The 17103-nt window shown below is 62.5% G+C and carries 17 protein-coding genes and 2 tRNA genes; 7 read left to right on the top strand and 12 right to left on the bottom strand.

The window, feature by feature from the left end:
- Positions 1–99: 99 nt before the first annotated feature.
- Positions 100–1038, bottom strand: a complete 939-nt coding sequence (locus QCE62_RS10225) for a hypothetical protein (RefSeq protein WP_309917271.1) — start codon at positions 1036–1038, stop codon at positions 100–102.
- Positions 1039–1134: 96 nt separating this feature from the next.
- On the opposite strand from QCE62_RS10225, the gene QCE62_RS10230 reads away from it, so the two are divergent.
- The gene (locus tag QCE62_RS10230) at positions 1135–1503 is read left to right on the top strand and encodes a hypothetical protein (protein WP_309917274.1); all 369 of its coding nucleotides are present in this window, start codon (positions 1135–1137) and stop codon (positions 1501–1503) included.
- 111 nt (positions 1504–1614) lie between these two features.
- Here QCE62_RS10230 and QCE62_RS10235 read toward each other — a convergent pair.
- Positions 1615–1691 (bottom strand) — tRNA-Arg (locus QCE62_RS10235).
- Positions 1692–1786: 95 nt separating this feature from the next.
- A complete protein-coding gene (locus QCE62_RS10240; RefSeq protein WP_309917277.1) occupies positions 1787–2617 on the bottom strand; it encodes an undecaprenyl-diphosphate phosphatase in 831 nt (276 codons plus the stop codon).
- Positions 2618–3204: 587 nt separating this feature from the next.
- Between QCE62_RS10240 and QCE62_RS10245 the strand changes: the two genes are divergently transcribed.
- From QCE62_RS10245 to QCE62_RS10255, 3 genes are all read left to right on the top strand, one after another.
- Positions 3205–4107: an aldose epimerase gene (locus QCE62_RS10245; RefSeq protein WP_309917280.1), complete on the top strand. Its 903-nt coding sequence runs from the start codon at positions 3205–3207 to the stop codon at positions 4105–4107.
- A gap of 113 nt (positions 4108–4220) precedes the next feature.
- Positions 4221–4922: a peptidoglycan DD-metalloendopeptidase family protein gene (locus QCE62_RS10250; protein ID WP_309917283.1), complete on the top strand. Its 702-nt coding sequence runs from the start codon at positions 4221–4223 to the stop codon at positions 4920–4922.
- Between the two features lie 29 nt (positions 4923–4951).
- Complete coding sequence (locus QCE62_RS10255) at positions 4952–5272, top strand: hypothetical protein (RefSeq protein WP_309917285.1); 321 nt, start codon at positions 4952–4954, stop codon at positions 5270–5272.
- Between the two features lie 45 nt (positions 5273–5317).
- Here QCE62_RS10255 and QCE62_RS10260 read toward each other — a convergent pair whose 3' ends face one another.
- The 3 genes from QCE62_RS10260 to QCE62_RS10270 all read right to left on the bottom strand — a co-directional run bounded on the left by QCE62_RS10260 (position 5318) and on the right by QCE62_RS10270 (position 6161).
- Complete coding sequence (locus QCE62_RS10260; RefSeq protein ID WP_309917288.1) at positions 5318–5470, bottom strand: hypothetical protein; 153 nt, start codon at positions 5468–5470, stop codon at positions 5318–5320.
- 293 nt (positions 5471–5763) lie between these two features.
- Positions 5764–5931 carry a hypothetical protein gene (locus tag QCE62_RS10265; protein ID WP_309917290.1) on the bottom strand — a complete coding sequence of 56 codons (168 nt, stop codon included), beginning with the start codon at positions 5929–5931 and terminating at the stop codon, positions 5764–5766.
- 153 nt (positions 5932–6084) lie between these two features.
- Positions 6085–6161 (bottom strand) — tRNA-Pro (locus QCE62_RS10270).
- A 154-nt stretch (positions 6162–6315) separates the two neighbouring features.
- On the opposite strand from QCE62_RS10270, the gene QCE62_RS10275 reads away from it, so the two are divergent.
- Both QCE62_RS10275 and QCE62_RS10280 read left to right on the top strand, forming a co-directional pair.
- Positions 6316–6774: a histidine phosphatase family protein gene (locus QCE62_RS10275; RefSeq protein WP_309917293.1), complete on the top strand. Its 459-nt coding sequence runs from the start codon at positions 6316–6318 to the stop codon at positions 6772–6774.
- A 138-nt stretch (positions 6775–6912) separates the two neighbouring features.
- A complete protein-coding gene (locus QCE62_RS10280) occupies positions 6913–7737 on the top strand; it encodes a GNAT family N-acyltransferase (RefSeq protein WP_309917297.1) in 825 nt (274 codons plus the stop codon).
- A gap of 93 nt (positions 7738–7830) precedes the next feature.
- On the opposite strand, the gene ppx is transcribed toward QCE62_RS10280, so the two are convergent.
- Entirely contained in the window at positions 7831–9342 is a 1512-nt protein-coding gene (gene ppx, locus QCE62_RS10285; RefSeq protein WP_309917300.1) for an exopolyphosphatase, read from the bottom strand.
- A gap of 326 nt (positions 9343–9668) precedes the next feature.
- Between ppx and ppk1 the strand changes: the two genes are divergently transcribed.
- Positions 9669–11732, top strand: a complete 2064-nt coding sequence (ppk1, locus tag QCE62_RS10290; RefSeq protein ID WP_309919789.1) for a polyphosphate kinase 1 — start codon at positions 9669–9671, stop codon at positions 11730–11732.
- Between the two features lie 911 nt (positions 11733–12643).
- Here ppk1 and phoR read toward each other — a convergent pair.
- From phoR to pstA, 5 genes are all read right to left on the bottom strand, one after another.
- Positions 12644–13957, bottom strand: coding sequence for a phosphate regulon sensor histidine kinase PhoR (gene phoR / locus QCE62_RS10295; RefSeq protein WP_309919792.1), 1314 nt, complete (start codon positions 13955–13957; stop codon positions 12644–12646).
- Between the two features lie 83 nt (positions 13958–14040).
- On the bottom strand, positions 14041–14742 hold the full coding sequence (phoB, locus tag QCE62_RS10300; RefSeq protein WP_008342029.1) for a phosphate regulon transcriptional regulator PhoB: 702 nt from the start codon (positions 14740–14742) through the stop codon (positions 14041–14043).
- A gap of 42 nt (positions 14743–14784) precedes the next feature.
- The gene (gene phoU / locus QCE62_RS10305; protein ID WP_309809047.1) at positions 14785–15489 is read right to left on the bottom strand and encodes a phosphate signaling complex protein PhoU; all 705 of its coding nucleotides are present in this window, start codon (positions 15487–15489) and stop codon (positions 14785–14787) included.
- A 40-nt stretch (positions 15490–15529) separates the two neighbouring features.
- On the bottom strand, positions 15530–16405 hold the full coding sequence (gene pstB / locus QCE62_RS10310; RefSeq protein WP_309809049.1) for a phosphate ABC transporter ATP-binding protein PstB: 876 nt from the start codon (positions 16403–16405) through the stop codon (positions 15530–15532).
- A gap of 15 nt (positions 16406–16420) precedes the next feature.
- Positions 16421–17103, bottom strand: a 683-nt coding sequence (gene pstA, locus QCE62_RS10315) for a phosphate ABC transporter permease PstA (RefSeq protein ID WP_309917303.1), incomplete at its 5' end; no start/stop codon positions are given.

Here is a 17103-nt window from a genome sequence, read left to right on the forward strand (position 1 = left end):
GCGGATGCGGCAGGGGCATGACGACGCCCGCAGGCGTCTGAATCAGATGCACGTCCACGCCGACGACGGGCGTCAGGTGCGTGACCGCCAGCATGCCCACTAAGCTTGTTCCTTGAGGCTATTGATGCGCTGCGCGATGACCTCGGGCGGCAATGGCTTGATGGTCTCCGGCCAGTTCTCGCCGTACAGGGCCATGAGTCGGGAAGTCAACTCGCCCCGCCGCTTGTGCCACATGCCGACACACCCAAGCGCCTGCTGCGCGACATGCTGTACGTTGCTGTTCGCGCGCAGTGCCGGATCGATCCACAGTCCGAAATCAAGGGCCCGGAAGTTCGCCTCCAATGCATCTTCCTGACGACGCATCTGATTCATGCACTCGCCGACCATCCGCCACGCTTCGATGCAAAGAATGCCGTCCTGCTCGGCTTGGGCAAACGAAGCAGCCTGTTCGTAGCGCTCGGCGGCGCGGGCGTACTTGCGCTGCATCCAGTGAACGCTCGCCTCACCGAACAGGCTGTTGACCGCCAGCTTGTTGCCTGCCGCATGCCCGGCGTTCAACGCCTGACGCGCGGCTTGCGTGGCCTGTTCGTACGCATCGAGCGCAAGACCAGATTCATTCCATTTCAGATACGCAGCGCCCGCGATCAGATGCACGGTCACACTCTGATCAAACCAGCTTTGTTTGCTCGCGATGGCCAGTGCCTCGGCACGCAAGGACTCGAGCCGCACAGCATCGTCCTTTCCGAGCGCTTCGCTCAATCCCACGAACAAGCGCTGGAAGTCACCTTGCGGGCCGCGCTGATCCGATTCGACAAGCAGTTCACGCGGCAGCGATTCCATGCCGTAGTGCCCTTGCACCACGACCATTTGCTCAGGCCTGCGCTGACGCAGCCAGGCAAACGCATCGGCGTCGGTGCCGGTCAACACGAAGCGCACGCGCTCCGCTTGCCATGCGTCGCGCTCGATGCCATCGAGCAGATCGTTCAACCATCGCTCGAAAGCATTCGGCTTGCTGACCTGCACCGGTTCGAGCAGCAACACCAGTTCCGGAAACACGTCCAGGTGATGCCGCAACAAGCTGCGTTTGAGTGCGAGTAGATAGGCGGTCGGCGTCTCGCCTTGCGGGTCCGGCGCATGCCAGTCGGCGGCGACGCCATTTGCGCGCGCACCTTCGCCCCTGGCTTCGTAGAACGCGATGATTTCCTGAGCGAGCGCCCGAGCGTATTGATCCGCGTGATCGAAGCGCGAGGTCAGTTGCAGCACCGCATTCGACAGCATGCGCTGCCGCTGAACATAGACCTCCACCATGCGCAGGTCGGCTTCGTTTGCCTGCCAGTAGAGAAGAGATGCGCGTGCGCTATTGCGAAAACACAGCCAATCCTCATGCACCGCCATCAGGCGACGTTCAACCGGATTGCTGGGGTGCCATGTCTGCATCGTGCGCTCGAAGCCTCGTTGATCGAAGCTATCGAGCCTGCCGCATCCGGCACTGCAACGGAATGATTAAAGTCTGAAAACGCAGAAGTGGGCGACACCGCCAGCATGAAAACAGGAAACCAGAAGCACAAACAAAAAACCCAGTCACACGGACTGGGTCTTGGCACCTGATGTCACTGGCCCGCCCTACACGACTCGAACGTGTGACCTACGGCTTAGAAGGCCGTTGCTCTATCCAGCTGAGCTAAGGGCGGATATCGACGCGCGCGGCCTGGATGACACAATCCATCCGCGGATCTGAAGAGACCGCGATTTTACCTCATTCCCGGTCGTCCGCATCCCGCTTCGCCTAGAGCGGCTGCGGATGCATCATGAACCAGCCGAGGAAGAAGATCCCCGCGATCACGCAGTACACGCCGAACGACGCAAGCTTGCCGTGCCCTTCAAAGTAACGCATCAGGAAGCGCACGCTGAGATAGGCCGCGATGCCGGTCAGCACGCCGCCCAGCACCGAATCGAACAACTGGCCCGGCGCATGGAACAGCTTCGGCAGTTCGAGCACGCCCGCCGCGAAAATGATCGGCGTGCCGAGCAGGAACGAGAACTCCGCGGCCGCCTCGGCCGTCAGGCCAGCGCCGACACCCGCGATCATCGTCAGGCCGCTGCGCGAAAAGCCCGGAATCAGCGCGCCGATCTGCGCCAGCCCCACCAGAAACGCCTGCTTGAACGTGAGCTTCTCCGGAGCCTGCAGCGCGCGACGCTTCTGCAGCCGGTCGCCGAACCACAACAACACGCCATTGACGATCAGCGCCGCTGCCACGATCCGCAAATCGTGAAAAAGGGCCTCAAGGCGCTTCTCAAGCAGCAAGCCGACGATGCCCGTAGGAATCGTCCCGATGATGAGCGCCCACATCATGTGGCCGTCGTCGTTCTTACGTCCGCCGAGCGACGCGAAGAAGCCGCGGATCAGCGCGACCCAGCGCGCGCGGAAATACCACAGCAAGGCGATTGCGGTGCCGAGATGCAGCGCGACGAGAAACGGCAGCAACTGCGGCGCATGCTTGTCGATATGCATGCCGATCAGTCCGGGAACCAGCAAGGTATGGCCGAGACTGCTGACGGGGAAGAGTTCGGTAACGCCCTGCAGGACGCTCAGGAATACGAGAAACCACAGAGTCACGCGTCGGTCCTTTTTCGGGAAGGGAGGGACGCGCCGTGCAATTGCATCCCGGCGTCCCGCGCGTCGCGCGAAGCCGGACGAGGCGAACAGGGAGATCAGGCAGGAAGGCTGAGTGACACGGCGCACGAACGGACCCGATTATGCCGACAGGCCTATCGAGCGCCAAGCGCTACCGCACACAAAACAGCACACAAAAGACACCGACAGACAATCGTCGGCGAAACGACAGATTACCGAAAGACCATTAGAGGAATCTCGAAAGAAATGCCCTTGCGCAAGCGCGCTGCATCCCGGCGGGTCAGGCCTTCAGCTTGTACAGAAAAAGCGCCGTGCTCGCCCCGAAGAGGCCGAACATCGCGACACCCATCGCCATCGCCAGATCCATGGTCACTCCTTGTCCGTCTGGTTCCCAACATTAGGAACCTATAAGACCATATCGGCCGGACATCGGTCAGTCGCAATTTCCCGCAAAGGGTTTCCATGTAGAAAATTTGAGGCAGAATCGTCCCACTCGCGAGCAGCGCCGTTCTGCTGTCTGCTTTTCCCGACGCGCGCAAGCCCCACCCTCAACGGAGTGCACGGCCATCATGTCAACGCAACAGGAAGTCATCGAAATCGAGCGCGACGGCGCCGCCCTTCTGCTCGCGCCGCATGCCGGCGGACGGCTCATGACCTGGCGGGTCGGCGGCGAACCCGTCATTCACTGGCCCGATGCGCCCGACTGGTCCAACCCCGCCAAGATCCGCGGCGGCAATCCGTTATTGTTCCCGTTTCTCGGACGGCATTTCGTCGACGGCGAGATCGGCCATTGGCGCGATCCCGAAGGCGTCGTCCATGCACTGCCCACGCACGGCTTCGCGCGCGACCTGCCCTTCACGTGGACGCGCGACGCCGATGGCCATGGCGTGCGCATGACCCTCGTCGACAGCGACGCCACCCGCGCCGGCTATCCGTTCGCGTTCCGCTTCGAGGCGGCCTACCGCATCGTCGATGCGCACACGCTCGAGGTGGAACTCACCACGTCGAATCCGGGCGAAGTGCCGCTGCCCTACTACGCCGGCCATCACTTCTACTTCCATCTGCCGCACGGCCAGCGCGCCGAAAGCAGCGTGCAACTGCCGCACACCGAACGCCGGCGGCAATTGCCGGACGGATCGATCACCGCCGCCGAAGCGGGCCTGGCGAGTTATTCGCTGGCCGATCCGGCCATCGTCGACGTGTTTCACTGCCTTACCCGGCAGCCCGACGAACCGATGCTGCTGAACCTGCCCGGTCTCGGGCGCACGGTGCGCCTGGAACTGCAACAGCCCGATTCGGTGCCGTGGTATGCCGTCACCACCTGGACCGAATCGGATGCTTCGGACTTCTACTGCGTCGAGCCTTGGATCGGCCTGCCGGACGCCATCCACAACGGCCGCGGCCTGCGCTGGCTTGCGCCCGGCAAGACCGAAACGGCGTCGCTCAGACTGGTCGTGACGCCCGCGGCATGATGCGCCGCGGGCGGCTTTCTGTTCGGGCAAACCCGAGCCTGTAAAATCCTGCCTTTCTTTCCGCCGCGCGACAGTGCTCCGACTCCGCGCGGCGACGCCTTGCGAGGTCAGGTTTGCAAACAGGAATTCGACGGCTCGTCTGCACGTCACTCATCGCAGTGCTGGCCGCCTGCGGCTCCGCGCCGGTCGGGCCCGGCTTCTATCGAGTGGAGCGCGGCGACACGGTATCGAAGATCGCGCGCGCGAAGCGCACCAGCGTCGCCAACATCGCGCGCTGGAACGGGCTCTCCAACCCCGACGCCATCGAGGTCGGACAGGTGCTGCGCGTCGCCCCGCCCGCCGGCAGCGCGACATCCTCGACGTCGCCGGCGGCCTCCTCCGGCTCGACGGACGCCGGTGCCGGCGCCCAGTCGGCCGCGCAATCGCCGGCACAAGCCAAGGCCGGACCAGGCGTGTCGCTTGTGTGGCCTGCGCAGGGCAGCGTGATTCGCGGTTTCGACGGCAAGAATTCGAAGGGCGTCGACATCGCCAATGCGGCGGGCACGCCCGTCATCGCGGCGGCGGCCGGCAACGTCGTCTACGCGGGCAACGGCCTGCGCGGCTACGGCAACATGCTGATCATCAAGCACGATGACGACTATCTGACCGCCTACGCGCACAACCGCACCCTGCTGGTGAAGGAAGGCCAGACCGTGCAGCAGGGCCAGCAGATCGCCGAAATGGGCGATACCGACAGCAACCGCACGATGCTGCATTTCGAAGTGCGCTACATGGGCCGCTCGGTGGACCCGGCGCGCTATCTGCCGTCGCGCTGAACGCGCGGCGGACGTTACAAGGAAGATCGATGAAGCTGAAGAAGAGGATGAACGCTGCCGCCGTCTGCGCGGCGCTCGCATTGACCGGCGCGCTTGCAGGCTGCGCGCATACGACGAAGATGACCTACCTGCCCTCGGGCGATACCGGCTTCGCCATCAACTGCAGCGGCGGCGATGCCGCCACCAGCTGGGCGGCCTGCTACAAGCAAGCGGGAGAAACCTGCGGCGCCTATGGCTACGACGTGATTTCGAAGGATGCCGACAACGGCGCGACGGCCGGCGGTTCGGTGGGCGGGATCTTCGGAGCGAACATCAAGAATCGCTCGATGGTGATCCGCTGCAAGCAATGATCGCTGCCCCGGCGGCGTAACGGCCGACCATGCACGCGCATTCTTTCAGGCGTCGGAGGCGGCCATGACATCGTTTTCCGGGAGCGTGTCGGACGGTGTGCGCCAGTGTCCCGACAACGGATCGATCCGCGCGGCAAACGCGAACAGCGAGGCCAGACCCAAAGGGGCGACGACGGCGAAAACCCACAGCAGATTCATGATCGATACGTTTTGAAACAATTTGTTGGATCATACCTGTCCAGCAAAATATTCGCCCGGATGATTCGTCAGTGTGTGCGGTAGGTAGCTATTTCCGATTCTTTCCCTCGGGGCCTTTCACCCTGCCTTTTGCAACCCGTTACGCTCCGAAACAAGCGCATACAGCCGTGCCGCGCGCGTCTTCTTAGAATGTCTTCAGCCCGCGCGCGGTATCCGCGCGAACAGCCGGCGCGGGTCAGAGGCCCCGGTGCGAACGCATCGGGGCTTCGCCTTCGTATCGGCCATGAAGAACGTTATTGCGGTTGTGCCGGTGCGATGATCGTCGGCGGCGTCATGTCGGTGGGCACGCCCTTGTAGTCGGGCGGATCCTGCGGCGGATGCTTGTGATTCGGGGCGTCTGCGCATGCGGACAAGCCGAGCGCCAGCGAGAAGGCAGTGACAAATAGAACGTTACGCGGCATGGTGCTCCCGGACAGGGTTGAACAGGCATCGGCTGGACGGCCGGCCGAGTGAATCTCATCGGATCTTCATCGGAGCGTTCAATCACGCGCCGAATGAACCTCAGAAACGGCAAAGGGGTTACAAGCCGTAACTTGTAACCCCTTCGTGTGTGGTGGTCGGAGCGATAGGATTCGAACCTACGACCCTCTGATCCCAAATCAGATGCGCTACCAGGCTGCGCTACGCTCCGACGAGCCGCGAATTGTAGCGTGCCGGCCACGCGTCCGCAATGCCGCACATGCATGCTTCTTGGCAACCACGCGGCAACCACGCGCGGGCACGCAACTTCCTGTAACGGAACCCGCGCGTGAACCTGCGCATCCCCTTCTCAGCGGAGACAAGCGATGAACCTCATTCTCTGGCGCCATGCCGAAGCCGAAGATCAGGCGCCGAGCGATCTCGCCCGCCAGCTCACGTCGCGCGGACGCAAGCAGGCACAGGGCGTCGCGCGTTGGCTCAAGGCGCGCGTCGGCGATGACGCCATCCTGCTCGCCAGCCCCGCGACTCGCACGATCCAGACGGCCGAAGCATTCGGCGATCGCTATCGCGTCGTCGATGCGCTCGCGCCCGGCAACAGCGCCCAAGCCGTGCTCGACGCCGCGGGCTGGCCGGACGGCATCGGCGAGACGGTCGTGGTGATCGGCCATCAGCCGACCCTCGGCCGCCTGGCCGCCCTGCTCATGACGGGCACGGAAACGGAATGGTCGGTGAAGAAATCGGGCGTCTGGTGGTTCCAGTCGCGCACGCGCGCGGGCGACGGCCAGACCGTACTGCGCGCCGTCATCAATCCCGATCTGCTGTGAGCTGAAACGGGTCACGCGAACGACGGCACGGTTCAAGGCGTTTCACTGAAACGTCATTGCCATGCCATGCGAGCGTCATCGCGGATTACTACATTGGCGAGGACTCAAGCCACAGCCACGTCCTGTCGAGGAAAGCCAATGCAAGATCTGCCGACGCCCGTCCTGCAACTCGGAGCGGCATCCTTCTCGCTCGAATCGCGCCGTCATCTTCCGCGCACGTCCGAAACCCACACCGGACGCGAGCGTCTGCAAGTCTCATGGGCGCGCGACGACGACGCCCTGCGCGATGCCCAGCGCCTGCGCTATCGCGTGTTCTCGGAAGAGATGGGCGCGCGTCTTTCCGGTCCTGCGGGACTCGACGTCGATGTCTTCGACGCCTATTGCGATCATCTTCTCGTGCGCGATCTCGACAGCCTGCAAGTGGTCGGCACGTATCGCGTGCTGCCGCCGCATCAGGCCGCGCGTATCGGCCGCCTGTACGCCGAAAGCGAGTTCGACGTGTCGCGCCTCACGCACCTGCGTCCGAAGCTCGTCGAGGTGGGCCGATCGTGCGTGCATCCCGACTATCGCAACGGTGCGGTGATCATGTCGCTGTGGGGCGGCCTCGCTGCCTACATGATGCAGAACGGCTATGAAACGATGCTCGGCTGCGCGAGCGTCGGCATGATCGACGGCGGTCACTACGCGGCGAATCTCTACACCTCGCTGTCCGCCGATGCGCTCACGGCGCCCGAATACCGCGCGTTCCCGCATACGCCGCTGCCGGTCGAGGAACTGCGCACCGGCGCGAACGTCAGCCCGCCGCCGCTGGTGAAGGGTTACCTGCGCCTGGGCGCGAAGATCTGCGGCGCGCCTGCGTGGGATCCTGACTTCAATACCGCCGATTTCCTCACGCTGTTCCGTCTGTCCGACATCAACGCGCGCTATGCGCGTCACTTCATCGGCGACATGCAGGGACGCTGAGCGGCTCTTGTGGCACGCGTTCAGGAAGAAGGCCCCGGCGCACTCATGCGGCGGGGCCTTCTTCATTCCGGCATCGGTACTTCCATCGGTGCTTCAGTCACCCGTATAGACCACGCGATACGGACGTCCGATCTTCTCCCACTCCATGGCCTCCTGAACGAGGCTGTAATCGGTGAGCGGATTGTTCGTGACCCAGTCGCTCGGCAGACGCACCTCGAAGCCGCCGCCCGCCGTCCGCACCTCGATGCCCGGCAAGCCGACCTCCGCGCGCCGGCGCGACAACAGCGCCGCGAGTCGCAGACAGAACAGCAGCGTCCAGTCGACGTCGCGCGTCTGCGCGAGCTTGCCGAGCTTGCCCGCGTGTCCAAGCACGAGCGTGGCGAGACGCGCCTGATCGGTGCGTGAGAAGCCCGGCATGTCGGCGTTGCTGGTGATGTACGCGGAATGCTTGTGATAGGCACTGTGCGCGATCGATAGCCCGATCTCATGCAGCGACGCCGCCCACGCCAGGAACATACGGTTCTCCTCGCGCAGGTCTTCGTCGGGCTCGCCGAGCTGGTCATGGAAGCTGATGGCGAGCTCGCCGATGCGGTCCGCCTGCGCCCCATCGACGCCATAGCGCCGCTTGAAGCCCTCGACGGTGACCGTGCGCATGTCCTGATGCTGCGAGCGGCCCAGCAGGTCATAGAGCACGCCGAGACGCAGCGCGGCGTCGGTGGTGTCGGCATAGTCGATGCCCAGTTCCTCGAACACGCCGAGCATGATCGACAGTCCGCCCGCCAGCACCGGCACGCGATCCGGCTTGAGCGCGGTGAGCTTCAGCCGGTTGACGTTCTCCGCCTTGATGACCGCGCGCTTCAGCCGTTCGAGACCGCCGCGCGAGATGCCGTGCGTGATGCCTTCGTCGTTGAAGCCGTTCGCTTCGATCAGCTCCGCCAGCGCCCGCGCCGTGCCCGACGAACCGATCGCCTGATCCCAGCCGGTCTGCTTGTACTCGCTCGAAATGATCTGGATCTCGCGCTTGGCGGCGAGTTCGGCCTGGCGCATCGTGTATTCATCGACGTTGCCGGACGGGAAGAACTGGCGGCTGTGGCTCACGCAGCCAATGTAGAGGCTTTCCATGTGGATCGGCGTGTAGTGCGAGCCGATGACGAATTCGGTCGAGCCGCCGCCGATATCGACGACGAGACGCCGGCCCGCGATGGCCGGCACGGAATGCGCGGCGCCGGCATAGATGAGGCGCGCTTCCTCGCGTCCGGCGATGACTTCGATGGGAAAGCCGAGCGCCGCTTCGGCTTCGGCGAGGAAGTCATGCGCGTTCTTCGCGACGCGCAAGGTATTGGTGGCGACTGCGCGCACCTGGTCCGGATGGAAATCGCGCAGACGTTCGCCGAAGCGCTTCAGCGCGTCCCAGCCGCGCACCTGCGAGGCGCGGTCGAGCAGCTTGTCACGCGAGAGCCCGCCGCCGAGGCGGACCGGCTCGCGCAGCGCATCGACCTGATAGATCTGGCTGCCGGCGGGCGTTTCCTCTACCCGGCCGACAATCAGCCGGAAACTGTTCGATCCGAGGTCGACTGCGGCAAGAAGGTGGGGATGTGTGACCATCGGAGATCCAGAAAACGTGATGTGGGAGAGCACTGTTGCGTCGGCACTGCTATTTCGGCATTGCTACTGCGGCATTGCTACTGCGGCATGGCTACCGCCGCGTTGTTGCAGCGCACGAATTCCGCACGAATTCTATTGCATGCCGGCGCCTTCCGCGTCCGCCCGCTTCGTGAACCCTTTCACGGGCGAGTGCGCACGCTCCGAAGACGCTATTCGCATTGTGAGTAGAATTTGTGAAAATCGTTCTGTCATCAAAAATACATCAAACTGTGAGAGCATTCGAGCGCACCTTTGCCCCTTTGATCGAGACACCCTCCATCCTGCCGATGTCCATCCGCTATCCGCTCTTCAACCGCGAACTGGGCATATTAGGTTTCAACGAGCGCGTCCTCGCGCAAGCCGCCGATACGACGGTTCCGCTGTTGGAACGCCTGCGCTTCATCTGTATCACCAGCAGCAATCTCGACGAATTCTTCGAAGTCCGCATGGCGGGTCTGCAAGAGCAGATGCGCGACAACCCCGGCACGCTGTCGCCGGACGGCATGTCCTTGCAGCATGTGTACGACCTCGTGTCCGAGCGCGCGCAGCGTCTGGTGCGCCAGCAATATTCGATGCTGCATGACATCGTACTGCCGGCGCTCGAGATGGAAGGCATCTACTTTCACGGCGCTGAAAGCTGGAGCGAGCAACAGACCGCCTGGGCGCGCGACTATTTTCACAATGAACTGCTGCCGGTGCTGACGCCGATCGGCCTCGATCCCGCGCATCCGTTCCCGCGCGTGCTGAACAAGAGCCTTAACTTCGTCGTCGAACTTGAGGGCACGGACGCCTTCGGACGACAGGCGATGATGGGCATCGTGCAGGCGCCGCGTGCGCTGCCGCGCCTGGTGCGCATGCCGGAAGCGCTGTCGGGCTATCCGCACGGTTTCGTGCTGCTGAGCTCGTTCATGCAGCATTTCGTCAGCGACTTGTTTCCGCACCTGATCGTGCGGAGCTGCAACCAGTTTCGCATCACGCGCAACAGCGAGTTGTTCGTCGATGAAGACGAGATCACCAATCTGCGGGTCGCGCTGCAGGGCGAACTGCCGGCACGCCATCTCGGCAATGCGGTGCGGATGGAGGTGTCGGCGGAAACGCCGCCGCATCTCGTGCGCCGTTTGCTCGATGAAAGCCAGTTGAGCGAGCGCGACCTGTACCGCGTCAACGGGGCCGTGAATCTGGTGCGGCTGATGCAGTTGCCGGAGATGGTCGACCGGCCGGACCTGAAGTTCGTGCCGCATATTCCGTCGGTGCCCAAGGCGATCGCCAACACGACCAATCTCTTCGATGCGATCGATCAGGGCGACATCCTGATGCATCATCCGTACGAGAGTTTTCAGCCTGTGCTGGAGTTGCTGTTGCAGGCCGCGAAAGATCCGCAAGTAGTTGCCATCAAGCAGACCATCTATCGCACGGGCACGGATTCGCCGTTGATGGATGCGCTCATGCAGGCGGCGCGCAATGGCAAGGAAGTGACGGTGGTGGTGGAACTGCTGGCGCGCTTCGACGAGGAGACGAATATCAGCTGGGCTTCGCAGCTGGAGGCTGTGGGCGCGCATGTGGTGTATGGCGTGGTGGGCCACAAGTGTCACGCGAAGATGGTGTTGATCGTGCGGCGTGTGTCGCAGGGCGGCAAGCTGGTGCTGAAGCGTTATGCGCATCTGGGCACGGGCAACTATCACCCGCGGACGGCGCGTCTTTATACCGACTTCGGCCTGATGACCGCCGACCAGGAAATGTGCGAGGACGTGCATCATGTGTTCCAGCAGCTGACGGGCATTGGCGGAGAGATTGCGCTGCATCAGTTGTGGCAGTCGCCGTTTACGCTGCACGCGAAGCTGATCGATGCGATTCGCGCCGAGGCCGAGCATGCGCGCCTTGGGCGACGGGCACGTATTGTTGCGAAGATGAATGCGTTGCTCGAGCCTACTGTGATCGAAGCCTTGTATGAGGCTTCACGCGCGGGCGTGAAGATCGATTTGATCGTGCGGGGGGTGTGTTCGCTGAAGCCCGGGGTGGAGGATCTTTCGGAGAACATCACGGTGAGGTCTATTGTCGGGCGCTTTCTCGAGCATCATCGGATCTTTTATTTTTATGCCAACGGCAAGGAAGATGTGTTCTTGTCCAGTGCCGACTGGATGGATCGCAATTTCTTCCGCCGGGTCGAGGTCGCGTTTCCGATCCGCGATCGGCGGTTGAAGCGGCGAGTCATCGCCGAGGGTTTATCCGTTTGTCTTGGGGATAATCAGTCGGCTTGGGTCATGCAAAGTGATGGGCATTATCGGAAACGCCGGCCCGGGAAGTCTATTCGCAATGCGCAATTAGGGCTTCTGGCTAAGTTCTGTTCTTGATTTTGCTGGCGCTTGATGTCTTTCGCTTGCGCTTCCATGGACTTCCTGTGATCGCGTCGGTCTGTTAGCACTGCCCCTCCCCGGGGCGGGGGTCTTCGCTCTCGTCCTTCGCGTGGGTTGCTTTTGTTTGCCAGCGCTTCTATGGACTTCCCGTGTTCGCGTCGGTCTATTAGCACTGCCCCTCCCCGGGGCGGGGGTCTTCGCTCTCGTCCTTCGCGTGGGTTGCTTTTGTTTGCCAGCGCTTCTATGGACTTCCTGTGTTCGCGTAGGTTTATTAGCACTGCCCCTCCCCGGGGCGGGGGTAACTTTCTTTGCCGCTGCAAAGAAAGTCACCAAAGAAAGCAGCTTTTTTCTCGCCCAGCGTCATCAAATGGGCGCAGCACAGAACCCCGTTTCTGGCCCGGCCGTAGAGCGTGCCCTCATAGGCCACACCGGGCGTGGATCGCGGACCCACTGTGACATCACACCATTGAACGAACTGGTGCAGCACCTGAGAGTTCCGGCCCAGCGCTACGCGCTGCCGGAGGGTATGCAAGGGAAACCAGTGGGAGGCAAGAGCAATGTGATGGACGCGTAAGCAAGAGTGCACTGGCATCCCCGATTGACCGGTCGGCGGCGCGTAGCGCAGCGCCGGAGCATGCAAGGGCTGCACCAGTCTGTTCTGTGGTGCGATTTCACAGTGGGTCCGCGATCCACGCCGGGTGTGGCCTATGAAGGCACTCTCTACTGCAGTGCCAGAAACATGGTTCTGTGCTGAGCCCGTGTGATGACGCTGGGCGAGAAAAAAAGCTGCTTTCTTTGGTGACTTTCTTTGCAGCGGCAAAGAAAGTTACCCCCGCCCCGGGGAGGGGCAGTGCTAGCAGACCGACGCGAACACAGGAAGTCCATGGAAGCGCTGGCAAACCTCAACCCTAAGCCGCGAGAGACTTCCGAAAAGCCGTCCGCGAGGCGGGAAACCTGACGACAAACGTACTCCCCCTCCCCACCTCACTTTTGACATCAAGCTCAGCGTGATGCCTCTGCAGCACATGCTTGACGATGGCGAGCCCCAAACCGGTTCCACCGGTATCCCTTGAACGGCTGCGATCCACGCGATAAAACCGCTCCGTGAGCCGCGGAATATGCTCAGCCGGAATACCGAACCCGCTGTCCCGTACCGAGAACACCGCGCGGTCCTTAACCCGCTCCCACGAAACATCGATCGTCCCGCCGTCAGGCGTATACCGAACAGCATTCGTGACGAGATTCCCGAGCGCGCTCATCACTTCCGTCTCGACACCCGCCACGGTCAGCGAGTCATCGCTATGAAACGTAATCCGATGCCGCCCATTGGACAGATTGTTCGCATCGTCCTCGATATGCCGGATGACCGAGCGCATGTCCAACACCTCATCGCCCGGCGGACGCATGTCGCCTTCGAGATTCGCCAGCACCAGCAGATCGCGCACGATGTTCTGCATCCGCAGCGCCTGCTGGTTCATCATGTCGAGATAACGCATGCGATCCGCTTCATCGAGCGGCAACTCGCGCATCGTTTCAAGAAAGCCCGACAACACCGTCAGCGGTGTCTTCAACTCATGCGAAACATTGGCGACGAAATCGCGGCGCATGGAATCCGTGCGCTCCAGCTCGGTGATGTCCTGCGTCAGCACCAGCTTGCGGTTGTCGCCGTACGGAAACACCTGCACCGACACCGTGTACTTGCGGTTCACGCCCATGCCGCGCATCACGAGCGTCTCTTCGTAATGGTGTGAATTCAGATAGCGGATGAAGTCGGGATTCCGCACCAGATGCGTAATGTGCTGGCGCAAGTCGCGCTTCGCATCGAGCCCGAAATGCTGCTCGGCAATCGCGTTGCACCATTCAATCTGATCGTGATCGTCCAGCATCGCGACGCCGTTCGGCGAAGCCTGGATCGCCTGGATGAAACGCGCATGCTGTTGCTCGACCTGCCGCACTTGGGCATGCCAGCGCTTCGCGAGCTTGTGCAGACGGTAGTAGATTTCGCCCCAGACGCCGAGCGCGCTCGGCACTTCGCCGTACACCGGCGCTTCCAGCAGACGCCACAGACGCTGCATGTGATACGTGACGAAGAAGCCCTGCACGACAAGCATGAGCACCGCGAAAGCCAGCGCGACGCGCACGCCGGCCAGCGCGCCAAGCGCGGCGCTGATGCCCGCGAGCAGCGCGAAGGACACGATGGCGCGCGTCCAGATGATGTTCATGGTGGCGATGAATCTTAGTGACGTTGATACAGCAGAACCGACGAGAAACCTGGCAGCAGCCGCCCGCCGTGTCACACCTTGTTTCAGGCGCTCTTCGCGAGCCGGTAACCGCTGCCACGGACCGTTTCGATCATAGCATCGCAGCCCGCCGGCTTGAGCGCGGCGCGCAAACGCTTGATATGCACATCGACCGTACGCTCTTCCACGAACACGTGATCGCCCCACACCTGGTCGAGCAACTGCGTGCGGCTGTGGACTCGCTCCGGGTGCGTCATGAAGAAGTGCAGCAGGCGGAACTCAGTCGGTCCGAGATCGAGCTTGATGTCGTTGCCCGAATGACTCGCCGCAACACGATGCGTCGCCGGATCGAGCCGCAAGCCGTTGATCGCCACCACGTCTTCCGTCAGCTGCGGCGCCCGCCGGCGCAGCACCGCCTTGATGCGCGCCATCAGTTCCTTCGGCGAGAACGGCTTCGTGACGTAGTCGTCCGCGCCGATCTCCAGTCCGAGCACCTTGTCCTGCTCGTCGCCACGCGCCGTCAGCATGATGATCGGAATGTGCTTGGTGCGCTCGTTGTTGCGCAGCTCGCGCGCGAACGCAATGCCCGACTTGCCGGGCAGCATCCAGTCGAGCAGCACGAGATCGGGCAGCACGTCACTGATCAGGTTTTGCGCCTGCTCCGCGTTATAAGCGCGAATGGGGCAATGCCCCGCATGCTGGAGATTCACCGAGATCAGCTCGGAGATCGCGGGTTCGTCTTCGACGACGAGGATACTGCTGGGCATCGGCACCTCTGGACCTTTTTGCTTGGGTTGTTACGCGGCGAATTAACTCAACGCCTCGCGTTCGAGCTGGTCGCGCGACTTGTGCCGCACGTCCGTGCCCTTGACGATGTAGATGATGAACTCGGCGATGTTCTTCGCGTGATCACCGATGCGCTCCACCGCCTTCGCGATGAACAGGTAATCCAGACCCGCCGAAATGGTGCGCGGGTCTTCCATCATGTACGTCACGAGCTTGCGCACGAAGGCGCGGAATTCGTCGTCGATGGCCTTGTCGTCGCGCACGATCTGCGCGGCCGCCACGGTGTCCAGACGCGCGAACGCATCCAGCGCGCGGCGCAGGATGGACACCGCCATCTCGCCCGACAGACGGATCTCGGCGATGTTCACCGTGCGGCCCGCGCCGTCTTCGTTGATGCGCTTCACGCGCTTGGCGATCTTCTCGGCTTCGTCGCCGGCGCGCTCGAGATTCGTGATGGTCTTCGAGATGGCCATCAACAGACGCAGGTCACGCGCGGCCGGCTGGCGGCGCGCGATGATGTTGCTGCACTCCTCGTCGATCTCGACTTCCATCGTGTTCAGACGCGCTTCCGCCGCGATCACCTGGTCGGCGATGCCGATGTCGAATTCGTTCAGCGCCTGCATCGCCGCGATGATCTGCGACTCGACCAGACCGCCCATTTCCAGCACCTTCGACGACACCGCATTGAGGTCGGCGTCGAACTGGCTTGAAAGATGTTTGTCGGACATGTGTGCTCCTTAAGCCTGTGTGTTTTGCCTGGGCTGACGATCAGCCAAAGCGGCCCGTGATGTAGTCTTCCGTTTCCTTGCGGGCCGGCTTGATGAATATCTTTTCGGTATCGCCGAATTCGATCAGTTCACCCAGATACATATAGGCAGTGTAGTCCGAACAACGCGCCGCCTGCTGCATGTTGTGCGTCACGATGACCACCGTGTAATCGCTCTTCAATTCAGCGATCAGCTCTTCGATGCGGCCCGTCGAAATCGGGTCGAGCGCGGAGCACGGTTCGTCGAGCAACAGCACTTCCGGACGGATCGCGATGCCGCGCGCAATGCACAGGCGCTGCTGCTGACCACCCGACAGGCCATAGCCGCTCTGCTGCAGCTTGTCCTTCACCTCGGTCCAGAGCGCCGCCTTGGTCAGCGCCCATTCGACGCGATCGTCCATTTCCGAACGCGACAGCTGCTCGAACATCTTTACGCCGAACGCAATGTTGTCGTAGATCGACATCGGGAACGGCGTCGGCTTCTGGAACACCATGCCGACACGCGCGCGCAGCAGCGAGATGTCCTTGGTGGTGTCGAGCAGGTTCACGCCGTCCATCAGGATCTCGCCTTCGGCGCGCTGTTCCGGATAGAGCGCGTACATCTTGTTGAAGGTGCGCAGGAGCGTGGACTTGCCGCAACCCGACGGCCCGATGAAGGCCGTGACCTTCTTCTCGGGAATGCGCAGGTTGATGTTCTTCAGCGCGTGATACTTGTTGTAGAAGAAGTTGAGGTTGTTCACCTCGATCTTCGGCTTCATCGAATCCAGCGACGGCGCGCCGTGCGTCGGACGCACGCTGCCCGGCACCGGACCGCGCTCGACCGGCTTGTCTTCAGTCTTCGAATTCAGGTGGTTGACACCACTTTCGACCATATTCATGGAATCACTCCGCCCTTATTTCTTCGAGAAGATCGCACGCGCCAGGATATTCAGACCCAGCACGCCGAGCGTAATCAGGAACACACCGGCCCACGCGAGCGATTGCCACTGCGGGAACGGACTCATTGCGAACTTGTAGATCGTGACCGGCAGGTTGGCGATCGGCTGATTCAAGTCCATCGAGAAAAACTGGTTCGACAGCGCCGTGAACAACAAGGGCGCGGTTTCGCCGGTGATACGCGCGACCGCCAGCAGCACGCCGGTGACGATGCCGCCGACCGACGCCTTCAGCGTGATCGACATCACCATCTTCCACTTCGGCGTACCAAGCGCGAAAGCCGCTTCACGCAGCGCGTTCGGCACGAGCTTCAGCATGTTCTCGGTCGTGCGGATCACGATCGGAATCTGCAGCAGCGCCAGCGCGATCACGCCGGCCCAGCCCGAGAAACGGCCCATCTTCGCCACGACGATCGCATACACGAACAGACCGACGACGATCGACGGCGCCGACAGCAGGATGTCGTTGATGAAGCGCGTCACGCTCGCGAGCCAGCCCTTCTGCCCGTACTCGGCGAGATACACGCCCGCGAAAATGCCGAGCGGCGTGCCGACGAAGGTCGCGATCACCACCAGCAGCAGGCTGCCGACTCTCGGCGGGCCGAGCCGGGGGCGATCGGTGCTCGGGGGACGCCGGGTCT

The sequence above is a fragment of the Caballeronia sp. LZ033 genome (assembly GCF_031451265.1).
Lineage (GTDB): Bacteria > Pseudomonadota > Gammaproteobacteria > Burkholderiales > Burkholderiaceae > Caballeronia.

What these genes read in the sequence shown, in the direction of transcription:
- QCE62_RS10230 (WP_309917274.1), top strand. Translation starts at nt 1,135, where the DNA reads ATGCCAGTCGGCGGCGACGCCATTTGCGCGCGCACCTTCGCCCCTGGC.
- QCE62_RS10245 (WP_309917280.1), top strand. Translation starts at nt 3,205, where the DNA reads ATGTCAACGCAACAGGAAGTCATCGAAATCGAGCGCGACGGCGCCGCC.
- QCE62_RS10255 (WP_309917285.1), top strand. Translation starts at nt 4,952, where the DNA reads ATGAAGCTGAAGAAGAGGATGAACGCTGCCGCCGTCTGCGCGGCGCTC.
- QCE62_RS10260 (WP_309917288.1), bottom strand. Translation starts at nt 5,470, where the DNA reads ATGAATCTGCTGTGGGTTTTCGCCGTCGTCGCCCCTTTGGGTCTGGCC.
- QCE62_RS10265 (WP_309917290.1), bottom strand. Translation starts at nt 5,931, where the DNA reads ATGCCGCGTAACGTTCTATTTGTCACTGCCTTCTCGCTGGCGCTCGGC.
- QCE62_RS10275 (WP_309917293.1), top strand. Translation starts at nt 6,316, where the DNA reads ATGAACCTCATTCTCTGGCGCCATGCCGAAGCCGAAGATCAGGCGCCG.
- QCE62_RS10280 (WP_309917297.1), top strand. Translation starts at nt 6,913, where the DNA reads ATGCAAGATCTGCCGACGCCCGTCCTGCAACTCGGAGCGGCATCCTTC.
- ppx (WP_309917300.1), bottom strand. Translation starts at nt 9,342, where the DNA reads ATGGTCACACATCCCCACCTTCTTGCCGCAGTCGACCTCGGATCGAAC.
- ppk1 (WP_309919789.1), top strand. Translation starts at nt 9,669, where the DNA reads ATGTCCATCCGCTATCCGCTCTTCAACCGCGAACTGGGCATATTAGGT.
- phoR (WP_309919792.1), bottom strand. Translation starts at nt 13,957, where the DNA reads ATGAACATCATCTGGACGCGCGCCATCGTGTCCTTCGCGCTGCTCGCG.
- phoB (WP_008342029.1), bottom strand. Translation starts at nt 14,742, where the DNA reads ATGCCCAGCAGTATCCTCGTCGTCGAAGACGAACCCGCGATCTCCGAG.
- phoU (WP_309809047.1), bottom strand. Translation starts at nt 15,489, where the DNA reads ATGTCCGACAAACATCTTTCAAGCCAGTTCGACGCCGACCTCAATGCG.
- pstB (WP_309809049.1), bottom strand. Translation starts at nt 16,405, where the DNA reads ATGAATATGGTCGAAAGTGGTGTCAACCACCTGAATTCGAAGACTGAA.